Genomic DNA, 13,800 nt, shown 5'->3' with positions numbered 1-13,800 from the left:
ATCCTGTTATTGCGTTATCTTGCTCTCCTCACCGCTCTGCAGCATCCGGTAACCCACACCGATGTGAGTCTGAATAATCTTGGACTGTACAGGCGGCTTTTCAATTTTTTTGCGCAGGGTTGCCATGAAGACACGCAGTGCTGGTACGTCATACGTAAGGCTTCCCCAGATTTCCCGTAAAATATAATTGTGGGTCAGCACCTTCCCCGCGTTTTTGGCGAGCAGACAGAGCAGCTTGTATTCGATCGGGGTCAGATGGATTTCCTCCTCGCCCATGTACACACAGCCGGCAGCATAATCAATCCGCAGATTTCCGTTGATAAAAACGGACGAATCCTTCTGCAGCTTCTCGCTGTCATAGCGGATACGGCGCAGGCTGACCCGCAGGCGGGCGAGCAGCTCCTCCACGCTGAACGGCTTGGTCAGATAATCATCCGCCCCGGCGTCCAGCGCATCTATCTTATCCCGGTCCTCGCTGCGCGCACTGACGACGATAATCGGGAGATTCGACCAGGCCCGCACTTTGCGGATAATCTCCACCCCGTCCATATCCGGCAGTCCCAGATCCAGAATCATCAGGTCCGGCTGGCTGGATACCGCCTCCAGAATGGACGCTTCCCCGGTCTCAGCCGTATGGTATTTATAGCCCTGTGTCTCAAGGGTAGTTGTAATCAGCTTGCGGATCGGCTTATCATCCTCGACAACCAGAATCAAAGGTTTATTCAAGTACGTTCACCTCTTCAGCCTGCAGGGTAAAGGTGAATACCGCTCCCTGCGGATTATTGTCCATAACCTCTATCATTCCTCCGTGGGCATGCACAATGGATTTGCACAGCGAGAGCCCCAGCCCTAACCCGCGGCGGCCGTCCCCCCGCAGATTATCTGCTGTATAGAACATTTCGAACAGCTTGGCCTTAGCTTCTTCCGATATGCCCGGACCGTCGTCGGCAACACTAACCCTTACCGTCTGCTGTTCCTGTCCCGCAGTGATGGTTATCGTGGAACCGGTCTGGGTATATTTGATTGCATTATCCACCAGATTAATCAGCACCTGTATGATCAGCCGTGAATCCATCCGGGCCATCAGCAGCTCATCCTCCAGCTGTACCTGTATGTTATGCTCAACACTGCTTCGGTTCACATGAAGCAGCGCTTCAGCTATCACCTCGTCCAGCAGCTCTGCCTGGAAATTAAGGTTCAGGCTGCCGTTGTCGATTCGGGTGATGGAGAGCAGGTTCTCGACCAGGTTAATCAGCCACATCGAATCATCATAAATGTCTGTGTACAGCCCTCTTAGCTGTGCATCGCTAAGCATGTTTGAGTTAGCCAGCAGTATACCGGCATTGCCGGAAATGCTGGTCAGCGGTGTGCGCAGATCATGCGATATCCCCCGCAGCAGGTTGGCGCGGAGCTGCTCCTGTCTGATCTGGATGGAAATTTCCTTTTGCGTGTTGCTTAGCTGCTCCTTCTCAAGCGCAAGGGCACATTCACCAAGCATCGCAATCAGCAAGCTTTTCTCAAAAATCCCGAGCGGCTCTTCCTGATCCATCACGACGGCAGCTACAGCGAATACAGTCTCTCCGGCCCTTACTGCATGATACAGACAGCTGGCGGCTGAAAAAGTATCCGTTGTCGCACCTGCACGTTTATTATTCTTGTATACCCAGTCGGCAACAGCCCATTCGTTCATACCAGTATACATAGACGGGTCCAGGTCAGCTTCCGGCTTCGGATAAACCAGCGGATCAGCCAGCCCGTCCTGCCCGGCAGGGTAAAAAATAACAGTCCGGTCCACCAGCTTGACCATCTGGACAGCCGTTTCATTAATAATGGCCTCTTCATCCTCAGCCTGCTGTAAGATCCGGCTCGTCTCCAGAAGCACCTCTGTCCGGTAAGCCTTTTGTGCGTTCTGGCGGGCCTGTTCCTTGATCCGTGTTGTCAGCGTACTGCTGATGAAGGAGGCGGTCAGCATGACCAGAAAGGTTACCGGATAACCGGAGTCCGCTGCCAACAGTGAGTAATAGGGTTCAGTAAAAAGATAATTAAACACAAGTACACTGAGGACCGAATTAGCCGCGCTGTAGAGTCTTCCGCTGGTAACGATGGCATTGAGCAGCACACCAAGGATATACACAATAATCATATTCGCTTCACGGAAGCCCAGATATTGAAACCATAGCCCGATCAGCGTACATACTGCCAATATTCCGAGCGTCTTCAATGCATCCGGCAGCGAAAAGCGCTGTGGCCTGACATAGAGGAACGGACGCTTATGCCGCGCAGGCTGGTTATCCGGAATGATATGTATGTCGATATTCGGAGCCAGCTCTGTCAGCTTATCAATAAGATTACCTTTGGCAATCCATCTTTTTTTACCGCTGCGGGAACGGCCGATCACGATCTTGGTGACCCTGCTGGAGACGGCGTATTCTGCAATTTGTCCAGCTACATCATCTCCGTACACGGTAGCCGGCTGGGCTCCGAGCTGCTCAGCAAGGCGCAGATTGTCGCGGAGCTCGGCTTTACTTTTTGCCGTCAGCTCCTTGCTCTTTGGCGTTTCCACATATAATGCGGTAAAAGACCCGCGGAACGCCTCCGCCATTCTGGCCGCTGTGCGGATGACCTTTTTACTGGAGGCCGCAGAGGATAGACAGACAAGAATGTGGTCTGCGGTCGAATAGGTGTCTTTGCCTGATCTGCTGCCGGATTCCCGGGTGATCCGCTCCTGCTGATCGGCGGTATAACGCAAGGCAATCTCCCGCAGGGCGATTAGTTTAGTTCGGACAAAAACCGGAAGATACGCCGCCGGACCGCCCGGTTCCGCCAATCCTTCTGCAGCCAGCTTCCCCTTGTTCAGCCGTTCCAGCAGATCGTCAGGCGGAAGGTCTACAAGCTCAATCTGGTCCGCTCCGTCAAACACGCTGTCCGGAATCCGCTCATGAACGGTTATGCCGGTGATGGCAGTAACGACATCATGCAGGCTTTCAATATGCTGCACATTAATCGTTGTATATACATTAATCCCTGCGCGCAGAAGCTCCTCGATATCCTGATACCGTTTTTTGTGGCGGCAGCCGGCAGCATTATAATGTGCAAGCTCATCTACCAGAATCAGCTCCGGACGCCTGCGCAGCGCCTGATCCAGATTGAGCTCACGTTCTTGACGGCTTGACGGATTAGAGCGGAGCTCCAGCACAGGCAGCTGCTCCAGCCCGTTCAGAAGGACTCCCGTTTCCGGACGGCCGTGCGTTTCAATGAATCCGGCAACAACATCTGCACCATCCCGCAGCTCGTCATGTGCGGCATTCAGCATGGCGCTGGTTTTGCCGACGCCTTCGGCATATCCGAAAAAGATTTTCAGTCTGCCGCGTTTTTTCGTTTGTACGCTGTGATGTGCCATGTTACTTCCCTTTCCGGCATTATGGTTGCTGTTAGCTAGTATATCATGCTCAAAATCAGCATTGTATTACAACTTCAGTCACCGCATTAAGATTGCATTAAGATTGCCGCACACAAAAAAGATGCTCCAGGCCAGCCGTTGAACAGCCCTGAAGCATCTTTGAGTATCCCTATTTACTGGATGATCGAGGAAATGAATCTGGTCATTTCGCCGCTGGTTTCGTTCAGCCGTTCAATGACATCGCTGAACTGGGTAACCAGCTCCGCCTGTGCAGCGGAAGAAGCGGCAATGGCTTCGATTTCCTGCTCCATCTGGCGGATAGAACGCTGAACCAGCGCCAGTGAATCCTCAATCGTCTTTGTCGCTTCCTTGGTGTTGACCGACAGCTTACGGACTTCGGATGCTACGACACCAAAGCCTGCTCCCTGCTCGCCGACCCGGGCTGCCTCAATTGCCGCATTTAATCCCAGCAGATTGGTCTGTTCCGAGATCTCCCTGATGAAGCCCGCCACCTTATTCACCTGCTTCGATTCTTCAACCGTTTGCCGTGAATTATCAAGAATCTGGGCTGTTGTTGCCGATAATTCCTCAGACTGGGCAGCCACATTCTGCACCATATCTACCAGCTGGCCGCTGATCAGATTGATATTCGCGGTCAGCTGCTCCATCCGGTCCTCATTCTCCAGTGTGTAAGCAATCGCAAATGCGCCTATAACTTCACCTTCCGCTCCATAAACCGGAACGGCCGAGGAAATCACTGTAGCTCCATAGAGCTCGGCTGATAAACGGTTGGTTGTAGCACGTCCTGCAAGGGCATTGCCAAGTGAGGGGTCATCAGGCGGAACAGGACTGCCCTTAGTCAGGCCGAAATCCAGCACCTTGCTTGGTGCATAGTAATGAAAAATCTCCCTGTCCGTAATGCCGATCATAATATCCTGGGCGTGAATCTGTTTAAACATCGGTGCTGCTAATACAAGTGCAGTAAGGTTATCCATGATTATCTCCTAAAAGTGTATATTCTGTGTCTACCTGTTATGTTATCGACACTTTGGAGGGTATTTTCAAGAGAACACCCAGAAAATTTTGAACTAACGTCTCTACGCCGCCGCAGCATGTGCCTTACGATGGACAGACCGTTGCTTCAGACGGTAGCTGATTGCCGTTACCGCGAACGCGGCGAGCGCAATACCTGCAGCCGTCCAGGACAACGCGGCAAGCCCGCTCGTTCCCACCACCACCCCGCCGAGAGCTGAGCCGCCGGCGATGCCGGTGTTGGCCGCTACCGGGTTCAGCGAGGCCGCGAAGTCCCGCGAACCCGGAGAATGCTCAACAGCCAGCTCGATCAGATACAGCTGTGCCGTAACATTCAGGATATTGGACACACATGCACTTAGAATCAGAAAGACAAGTCCGAGAACCGGAACAGGTGCTGCAAAGAAAAAGAGCACATAAATCGCCGCCTGCACCAGAAATACAATTCTCAATCTGCCGAGTGCATTGCCGGAAGCGACAAGCCCGCCGAGCCATGTGCTGAAAATGGTAGCAAGCCCGTAAGCGAGCAGCACCCAGCTTACAGATGATGCAGATATATGCATTACCTGATCCATGAGCGGTCTGATATAAGTGTAGATGCTGAAGACCGCACCGGTCCCGAATACCGGAATCAGAAAGGCAAGAATAATACGTCTGTCAGCAAGCAGCCTGAGCTGATCCTTCAGCGAGGCCTTGGTGTTAGTCAGATTAGATGGAATAACAATTAGATTCAGCACAAAAGCGGCAACGCCCATCACTGCGGTCAGAATAAATGCTGCCTGCCACTCGAAATGCTGGCCTACAAAGGTGCCGATCGGCACGCCCAGCACGTTCGCGATACCAAACCCGCCCAGAATATAGGAGACGGATTTCCCCTGCTTGGCAGGAGTAACGACTTCACTGACTGCCGACAGGGACAGCGATATTGCCAGACCGCACAGCACCGCTGTCGCAATCCTTGTGAATAACATCAGTCCATAGGTGCCGGATACTGCACTGAAGAGGTTAAATACAACAATCAGGGCTATAGCGGCCAGTATAGTCTGCTTCTTCGGCAGCCGGCTGACCAGTGTCATTAATACCGGTGTCCCCACGGCATAGGCAATGGCGAAGCCGGATACCAGGCTGCCGGCAACAGCTAACGTAATCTGCAACGAAGCGGCAATCTCAGACAGCAGGCCGACAATAATGTACTCTGTGGTTCCAAGCAGAAAGGCCATAAAGGTAAAAGAAATTACCAGGCCGCGTTCATTTACTTTTTTCATAGTTCCCCCCGGATGCAGATCAGATCGACTTCAATCCTCACGCAAAAATGTTATATATATTGTTTCGCGCTTTCAATACAGGCTCCGCCCTATTTGTTTCCGCTTTCACGGGGCATAGATCATTATGGAGCAACCAGCGCTTTTTCATCCTGAGCTTCATTGTACAAACGAACCGTTACCTGAACAATAAACGTTATTGTTGTCTTTCCCAAAAAGATGATATATCTTGTCATTACAACCTTTAATGAAAGCAGGATACGGTATGGACGATAACGCTGGATTGCTGATGAACATGAACACCGGAGCTTTTAACAGCGAGCTGATCTACGCAGGTAAGATGAGTGCCAATCCGGAATGGAAGTTTGCGCTGCACAAGCATGAGGATTTGCATGAGGTTATCTATATCGAGGATGGTGCCGGCTCTTATGTTATTGACGGTAAAGCCTATACGGCGCAAAAAGGGGATGTGCTTATCTATAACCGGGGTACGCTGCATCAGGAGCAATCCCACCCTGATCAGCCGCTGTCTACCTATTACTTCAATTTCCGGTTTCTTCATCCGGTAGACGGACTCCGGGATTGGGTCGTTCCGCCCGGCTGGGAGCCGGTGATCCGCGCCAATCATTATACAGGGGAGCTAGCTATGCTGATTCAGGTTCTGTTCAATGAATTTTCACTGCGTAACAAAGGTTATGAGCGGATCTCCCAGCATCTGCTGGAGACCATCCTGCTGGTGCTGGAACGGATGATTCTTTTACAGAACCGGACTGCCAAGGAAGAAAAGGCTTCGCTTGCCAATCAGATCAAGGTTTATCTGGACACTCATTACCGGCGCAAGCTGACACTCGCCGATCTGGCCCAGCTTTTTCACATCGACTCCTATTACCTGGTACATATGTACAAAAATAATTTCGGCATCTCTCCCATCAGCTATTTAATTCAGCGCCGGATGGGCGAAGCGATGCGTCTGATGGCTGTCACCGATAAAAAAATCTGGGAGATCGCCAAGATGGTCGGATATGACAATGCCAACTATTTCTCTATCCTGTTCACCAGAGTCATCGGCATCTCTCCCCGGAAATTCCGGGAAAGTAATCAGCGTGATATGTTCAACGACTAAGAATTTTCTTCCATAAATTCTGTCAAGAACAATTTGTTTAAAATTTTGTCATCATTTCTTAATAAATGCAGTCAACCCCTTGCCATTACTGGGAAGTTACATTCTCTAGCAATTTCTGTTATTTCTATCTGTGTTAGAGTGGGTTCAGAAGATTCCCAGACAGACTCACACAGGAGGTAACACATGTATACAACTAAACGTAATAACCGGTTCCGCGTTCTCGTCGTTGGCGTAAGCTTGGGTACGGCTCTTTTGACAGCCGGGACAAGCTTTATTGATAATAGCAGCACAGCCTATGCAGCAACCGCTACTGCTAAAAGTACAGTAAGTGCAACTTCCAATACCAGCCTTGCTGAGCAGATTATCGCAACCGGCATGAAGTACAAGGGAGTCAAGTATGAATACGGTGCTGAGGCAGGAAATACGAGCAGCTTCGACTGTTCCTCGTTCACCCAGTTCATTTTCGGGCAGCATGACATTTCGCTTTCCCGCTCTTCCAAGCAGCAGTCAACCGACGGAACCTATATCGCCAGAAATCAGCTGCAGCCGGGTGACCTGGTGTTCTTCTATTCCCCCATCCATCATGTAGCCGTATATATCGGAGACGGTAAAATCCTGCACACTTATGGAGAAGGCGGTGTAACCGTTACGGATCTGGACAGCGGCTGGTGGGATGAGCATTACACCACTGCGCGGAGAGTGCTGCCGTCAGATAGTCAAGACATCAGTACAGCAGACTCAGGTTCAAAAACAGACGCCGAAAGCGGCTCAGCTGCCGGTTCTGCAGAGAATACATCCGGCACGGCCAAGCCGATAACCGAGACAGAAACCGCACCACAGACTGCTCCTGCCGCGGATACTGCAGCTGACACAGCGTCAGATTCATCCGGCAGTTCTTCGCAGGATCAAGCCTCGGGCTTCAACTGGGGATGGTTCAGCAATTTCCGTTAAACCGTCAGGCATAACAATACTGCTACGGCAAACAAGCCGATTCTGTTATTAAACAGGATCGGCTTGTTTATATCTTGCAGCAAAGTACATTTATTTATGTTCAGGAACCAGGTTTACCGACTGCGTATCCATCACCGGATTCCAGTAGCGCTCGATTTCAACAGTCAACGGCTGCGGATAATCAATAGCCTGCAATCCAAAGTTGTAATCATACTCCTCGTCAAAGGTTTTAGCACCCCGGGACACTGATTGTGTAAAGAACCCTTCCCCTCCCGGTCTCGTGTACACTTTTCCGTCTGCATCCGTATAATTCTCTGCCAGTCGCATTATGAAACTGCCCTGCGTCTCAACGGATTCCCGTTTGTTCTGGAAGGTAATCACACCTGATTTTGCTGATTCAGACTGACTTTTTACTGAAAGTCCGTCTGGCGCCTCAATTAACTGACGCCTGTTCAGATCAATAACGAGCTTCAGCTTATTCTTATCGGCCGCTGCGATGCCGAAGGTTTTGAGAGACAGGCTATCCAGCGCAAGGTACTCTTTACTGTTATACACAAGCGTGAACCGGGACCGGTCATTCCAGAGCTCTGAATTGTCCGCTGTAATAAGGGTCGGATAATACGACTTAATAATCTTTTCTCCGCTTCTGCCTATCAGAACAGGATTAATCAGTCCATACACCTGACTGGTGTTACGCTCATCCGCCTTAATATCCACGTATGTGCTTAATGGGGTAAACAGCACCTGGTTGACTGTAAGCTTTTGTCCGGCAACAGTCAGATCCTGCCTGGCAGTCCATGACCGGTTGCGGTCCTGAAGCATATCCGTATCCAGCTTAAAGGAGACCTCCAGACTTGTACGGTATTTATTGCTGCTGGAGCTTAATGCTATATCCGAGGTTTGGGTCAGGACGACGTTGTATTTTGCTTCCTCCGGATAATCTGTTTCAGGTGAAAGAATATTGGAATAGACAAAGTACAGGGTTTCTCCTGCGCGTATCTGGCTGTCATTACCCAGCATCTCAAGGCTTGCACCGAGGTTAGCCGCCTTTAAGGCACCAAGCTCCAGCCCGAACTCGGCGTGGGTAACCGTCTGTTTCGTTTGATTCTGCACACTGTACAAAATGTATACCTGCCGTCCGTCACTTACTGCACCTGTAATTTCCACCTTAAGGCCTGCTTTTTCCACTCCTTTATTTACCGGCTGGAGCAGATTCTGATTGAGTGCATTAAGCAGGGGCTTATTCCTGATAAGTGAAGCATCAATCTGGCTGAAATTCATCCCGGTGTTAGCCGTATTTTCCGTTTGGACCGTATATTCCACAGCTTTATCAGGGATTTTCAGAAAAGCAAACAGCAGTACAACAACCGCAGCAGCGGCCACTGTGACTTTTAGACCCGACATCAGCCTTTTTCTCCGGGATAACTGCTTTCCAGTCCTGACGCCGCTTTGCATCGCCTGATAAATCTTCATCTCCGGCATAGCCTCCGTCAGCTGCTTCACTTCATCTGCATTCTGCTGCAGAAGCTGCTCTTCTAATTCCTTCATTGTTTCGCCTCCTTTATTTCTGCAGATAGGCACGCATTTGCTTCAGCCCGTCGCGGAGCCAGGTTTTGACCGTACCCTCCGGTTTCTTCAGCACCTCTGCAATTTGCGGCACCGTCATGTCCTGGTAATACTTAAGCACAATCGTATGCCGGTATTTCGGCTTCAGCCGGTGTATCGCCCGCTCCAGATCAATCCGCTCGTTGCTCTGCATCTCCTGAGCCGCTTCCTCTGACAGCCTTTCCGCCGGGAATACCCGTTTTTTGCGCCTCAGCTCGTCCATACAGCAGTTAATGGTAATCCGGATCAGCCAGGGTGTGAAGGACTGCCCGTCCTTCAGCTTTTTGCGCTTGATCCAAGCCCGGCAGGATGCCTCCTGCACCGCTTCCAGCGCGTCCGCTTCATTCCGCATATAACTGTAGGCAATGGCATACAATTTGCGGTGCTCGACATACAGCCGTTTGAAAAAAGCCTCTTCATCTAATAAGGCAATATCCGCCTGACGGATCTCATGCATGGTATGCTCCATCCTATTCTGCTCCCCCTCTCCTTTAGGAATACAGCTTCTTTATAGGGGCCCCCTATATCGTGTATCTATATGTAAGACGCCGTGCGTGTACAAAACGATTGATTTCTGTAAACTTTTTCATATTACTTATCTATGATAAGCTTACATAGACATTATAAACTATTCCATTATATGTACATTTCTGAAGTTGGAGGGATTATGCATACTAAAAAAATGATGTGGAGTGCGGCTACCGGACTAATTGCAGTACTATTGATTAGTTGTTTCTTAATCAGGCCACAGCTGCTGGCGCGGTCTACTGACCTATCAGCGGAGTCAATCGGCGGCGTTAAGGTACGGGATAACATCAGCAACAGTTCTTTTACCGATATGTATCAGCAGCCGCTGGACAAACAAAATAATGAAATGTACGACTACTATGGATGGGAAGGCGGCTTAAGTACTGCTTCCATTAACAGTGGTTCACAAAAGGGTACCATCATGCGGCTGATCATCTCCGGCCCGGATAACCCTCTGCAGACTGCGAAAGGCATACATACCGGTGACTCCAAAGAAAAAGTACTGGCGCTCTACGGAAATAAATATTACAAATCAGGTGAACAGGGTGCAGACATCATCGGCTATATTGACCGGGAACAAAAGCTGACTCTGGAGTTCTGGTGTGTTAACAGCAGCGGCGAGGTGGCCGAGATCCGGCTGGATGATGCTGGAGTCAGGTGAGATAGTAGCGGGCATCGTTAAAAAGAGTTCCGGGGTTTAGGCGGGTTTGGATGGGCCATCGATCAAAGGCATTCTTGCCTCTCATTTCGCGCATCTAGCCGCTTTCGGTGAAATCAGAGGCACTTTTGCCTTTCATTTCGCGAATCAAGCCGCTTCGGCTGAAATCAGAGGCATTTTTGCCGTTGATCCCCCCCACCTTAAGCCTCCACAAACAAGACCAGCCCCGGATATGGAGGCTGGTCTTGTTGTTTAGATAATGAGCGGCGGGGTGGCGATCACTTTTCAACGGTATGTGTTCTGGCCGCCTGAGTATGATCTTAGCCTTCATTGAGGCTAATCTTAAAGCTTGGGAGCTTCGTATGCCCCCCTTCTTTAAGTCCTTCCTGCAGCAATCTTTTGGCCTGGGCAATATCCTCGCTGATGTAGCCTTCATCACTAACCTCCGAGCGGTAATCCAGCTTCGCTCCCAGCACACCGTATGGAATTAAACCATAGGCGGGAATGCCGCCGATTAGTTCACGGTCTAACGCCATAGCAAATGCTTTAAGGATTTTTAGATTATAAAAAGGGGCTTTATTGGGGGTAAACTGATAATAAAAGGTGCCCCCCAGCGTTACAATATCAATAGACTAATAGATGATACCATGAACTAGACCGGAGTCTGGTTCATATCCCACACAGCTACAAAAAGGTGGAGAAATCTATCCACTTTACCTCGTGCATTGACAGCAGAGAAAACGGGTCGTTAAACTGGACCTACAGGTCAAACATGCGGAGGAACGCCGGCTATGAGAAAGCTGCTGCTTTTTATGCACAAAATCCGCTTCAAAATGTTCGTGATCATCCTCGCCTGCATGCTGACGGTTGCGCTGTCGATCAGCCTGATCGCCTACCGGTATATTACAGACCTGTTAACCGAAAAACAGATGAGCCAGATGAAATCCTATTCTGACCGTCAATCCGAGCAGCTGGAACGGATTCTTTCGGACATCAAAGCCCCGCTCGGCCAGCTGGCCGGTAAGCTGTCGGAAACAGACCAGTCGCGTGAAGGCGTAACCAGTGTTCTGCGCATGTATCAGTATTCCGTGTATCCTTTTTCAAGAGGCATGTATTTCATTGCCCCTGATCATTCGATTTACGAAACGGTGCAGACCACCGTGCTGCCGGAGCCCTTTATGGAAAAGCTGTTTAACGGAGCCCGGACCAGCTGGACCTCTCTGCAGACCGCCGGACCTTACCAGTCGGAGAATAAAGGCCTTGTCCTGACCATGGCCGTAACCGTTTACAGGGGGATGGAGATTCAGGGTATCCTTGCGGCGGATATTGATCTGCTGGCCCTCAATGAGCTGATTGCCGGCATGAACCCCTCCCCTACTACCTCTATTTTACTGTTCAACCCGGAAATCCAGCCAATACTCAGCTCTGTTAAGGTACGGCAGGATGAATACAGCGGGCTTTTTCCCCAGATTCAACATTACCTGCAGCAGGATGCCGGGGGCTTCCACCCGCTTTATGCGGAGAACGGCGGAGAATTCGTGGCTCTGTTCGGCAGCCCTAACTCGCAGGATTGGCGTCTGGCCAGCTTTGTCGGCAAGCAGGATATTCTCGCACCGGTCACTCAACTGAGAGCTTATGCTATCTATCTTGTATTATTTTTCATCCTGCTGTCGCTGGTGATCTCCTTCTTTCTTGCCCGATACATCGACGGTCCGATCTCAGGCCTGATTCTGCAGATGCGCCGCATCCAGAAAGGCAATCTGGGGCTGCGTGTCCAGTTAAAGCGCAAGGATGAATTTCGTACCCTCGCCGATTCCTTTAATGTGATGCTGGACCATATCGGAGAGCTGATTGACGACAAGCTGAGAATAGAGAAGATGAAAAAGCAATACGAGTTCCGCGCGCTGCAGGCTCAGATTAACCCGCATTTTCTCTACAATACGCTCAATTCCATCAATGCCCTGGTCGATCTGAAGCGGACGGATGAAATCGCCAAGGTGCTGCATGCACTCGTTAATCTGCTGGATTATTCGATGGGCAAAGGTGAGGCGCTGACCAGTTTGCGCAATGAGCTGCAAGGACTGAAGTATTATGTGTTTTTGCAGCAGATCCGCTATCAGAACAAGTTTGAGGTTCATTATAACGTTGACGATGAGCTTCTGGACTATAGCCTATTAAAGCTGACGCTGCAGCCGATAGTGGAAAATGCGATTTTTCACGGAATAAAAGAGAAACGGCGCGGTGACGGGCAGATCATTGTCGGCGGAAAGCAGATAAATTCCCGGCTCGTGCAGCTGTATGTAGCGGATAATGGTACCGGTATCGCTCCGGACCGTCTTGCCGGCCTGCTGGACCCTTCCACTACTGATTCCGATTCTGATGCTGACGCTGACGCAGGGCTTCCCCGCTATTCATCGATGGGTCTGCGCAATGTCCATGAACGTCTGCAGCTGCAGTTCGGCGATGCATACGGCCTCAAGATTGAAACCACAGAGGGGGCCGGCACGACAATTATCATTTCATTCCCGGCAGTGAAAGGAGCACCCGCAGATGGGCACTAATTCGGTGGTACTGGATAAAATACGCTGTGTCGTTGTGGATGATGAAGCGCTGATCCGCGAACGGTTCCGTTATGCTTTTCCGCTGGAGGAGCATGGGTTTGAGATCGTTGGCGAGGCTGAGGATGGTGAGGAAGCGCTGGAGCTGTGCAGACAGCTTAGTCCTGACATTGTTATTACGGATGTCGTAATGCCCCGGATGAACGGGCTGGAGCTGACGGAGGAGCTGAAGCGGCTGATGCCGCGGGTTAAGGTAATTATTTTGTCGAGCTTTCAGGAGTTTGAATTTGCCCGTAAGGCGGTTATGCTTGGGGCGCTGGGCTATCTGCTGAAGGTAACCTCAGGTTACCAGGAGCTGCTGGAGATTCTCGACCAGGCCCGCAAAGAAATTGAAGCCGACCGGGAAAAAATGCTGCTCTCCATTGAAGAGCGCAAGCATCTGCAGGACAGCCAGCCGCTGCTGCGCAAGCAGCTTATCCTCGATATCCGCTCCGGCGCCGTGCAGTCCCTCTCCAAGCTGAACAGCACCTGTGATTTTGTGGATTGGCACCGGCCGAAGGCGGCATTCGTGATGGGGATGGTCAGCATTGACCGTTATAGCGCATTGTCCCAGACGTTTCATCCTAAGGATCTCTCCCTGTTCAAGTACGTGATGATGCGGATTATCGAGGAGCTGGCAGACA

General features: G+C 50.7%; 11 protein-coding genes and 1 pseudogene. 5 read left to right on the top strand and 7 right to left on the bottom strand.

What is annotated here, in order from left to right; translation table 11 throughout:
- Positions 1–6: 6 nt before the first annotated feature.
- From BN3772_RS25405 to BN3772_RS25390, 4 genes are all read right to left on the bottom strand, one after another.
- Positions 7–726: a response regulator gene (locus BN3772_RS25405; protein ID WP_042176729.1), complete on the bottom strand. Its 720-nt coding sequence runs from the start codon at positions 724–726 to the stop codon at positions 7–9.
- Positions 719–3,400, bottom strand: coding sequence for a sensor histidine kinase (locus BN3772_RS25400; RefSeq protein WP_042203116.1), 2,682 nt, complete (start codon positions 3,398–3,400; stop codon positions 719–721). Before BN3772_RS25400 ends, BN3772_RS25405 begins: the two co-directional genes overlap by 8 nt.
- 173 nt (positions 3,401–3,573) lie before the next feature.
- Positions 3,574–4,395 carry a methyl-accepting chemotaxis protein gene (locus BN3772_RS31600; protein WP_042203115.1) on the bottom strand — a complete coding sequence of 274 codons (822 nt, stop codon included), beginning with the start codon at positions 4,393–4,395 and terminating at the stop codon, positions 3,574–3,576.
- Between the two features lie 102 nt (positions 4,396–4,497).
- The gene (locus tag BN3772_RS25390) at positions 4,498–5,697 is read right to left on the bottom strand and encodes an MFS transporter (RefSeq protein WP_042203114.1); all 1,200 of its coding nucleotides are present in this window, start codon (positions 5,695–5,697) and stop codon (positions 4,498–4,500) included.
- Between the two features lie 262 nt (positions 5,698–5,959).
- Between BN3772_RS25390 and BN3772_RS25385 the strand changes: the two genes are divergently transcribed.
- Positions 5,960–6,817 carry a helix-turn-helix domain-containing protein gene (locus BN3772_RS25385; protein ID WP_042203112.1) on the top strand — a complete coding sequence of 286 codons (858 nt, stop codon included), beginning with the start codon at positions 5,960–5,962 and terminating at the stop codon, positions 6,815–6,817.
- A 183-nt stretch (positions 6,818–7,000) separates the two neighbouring features.
- A pseudogene (locus tag BN3772_RS25380) lies at positions 7,001–7,522 on the top strand (C40 family peptidase); the annotation flags it as partial.
- Between the two features lie 336 nt (positions 7,523–7,858).
- Here the strand turns inward: BN3772_RS25380 and BN3772_RS25375 are convergent.
- Both BN3772_RS25375 and BN3772_RS25370 read right to left on the bottom strand, forming a co-directional pair.
- The gene (locus BN3772_RS25375; protein WP_042203111.1) at positions 7,859–9,316 is read right to left on the bottom strand and encodes a DUF4179 domain-containing protein; all 1,458 of its coding nucleotides are present in this window, start codon (positions 9,314–9,316) and stop codon (positions 7,859–7,861) included.
- A gap of 13 nt (positions 9,317–9,329) precedes the next feature.
- The gene (locus BN3772_RS25370) at positions 9,330–9,842 is read right to left on the bottom strand and encodes a sigma-70 family RNA polymerase sigma factor (protein WP_086074754.1); all 513 of its coding nucleotides are present in this window, start codon (positions 9,840–9,842) and stop codon (positions 9,330–9,332) included.
- A 198-nt stretch (positions 9,843–10,040) separates the two neighbouring features.
- On the opposite strand from BN3772_RS25370, the gene BN3772_RS25365 reads away from it, so the two are divergent.
- Complete coding sequence (locus BN3772_RS25365; protein WP_042203110.1) at positions 10,041–10,562, top strand: hypothetical protein; 522 nt, start codon at positions 10,041–10,043, stop codon at positions 10,560–10,562.
- Positions 10,563–10,879: 317 nt separating this feature from the next.
- On the opposite strand, the gene BN3772_RS25360 is transcribed toward BN3772_RS25365, so the two are convergent.
- Positions 10,880–11,095 (bottom strand): hypothetical protein, encoded by a 216-nt coding sequence (locus BN3772_RS25360; protein WP_042203109.1) that lies wholly within the window; start codon positions 11,093–11,095, stop codon positions 10,880–10,882.
- A gap of 255 nt (positions 11,096–11,350) precedes the next feature.
- Between BN3772_RS25360 and BN3772_RS25355 the strand changes: the two genes are divergently transcribed.
- Both BN3772_RS25355 and BN3772_RS25350 read left to right on the top strand, forming a co-directional pair.
- Positions 11,351–13,120: a cache domain-containing sensor histidine kinase gene (locus BN3772_RS25355; RefSeq protein ID WP_042203108.1), complete on the top strand. Its 1,770-nt coding sequence runs from the start codon at positions 11,351–11,353 to the stop codon at positions 13,118–13,120.
- The coding region (locus BN3772_RS25350; protein WP_157643651.1) for a response regulator at positions 13,110–13,800 on the top strand (691 nt) is incomplete at its 3' end. The genes BN3772_RS25355 and BN3772_RS25350, both read left to right, overlap by 11 nt.

It is taken from the genome of Paenibacillus camerounensis (genome assembly GCF_000723885.1).
Lineage (GTDB): Bacteria > Bacillota > Bacilli > Paenibacillales > Paenibacillaceae > Paenibacillus_AQ > Paenibacillus_AQ camerounensis.
Note: the sequence above shows the minus strand (reverse complement) of the source record. Positions and strands in the feature narration are given on the sequence as shown.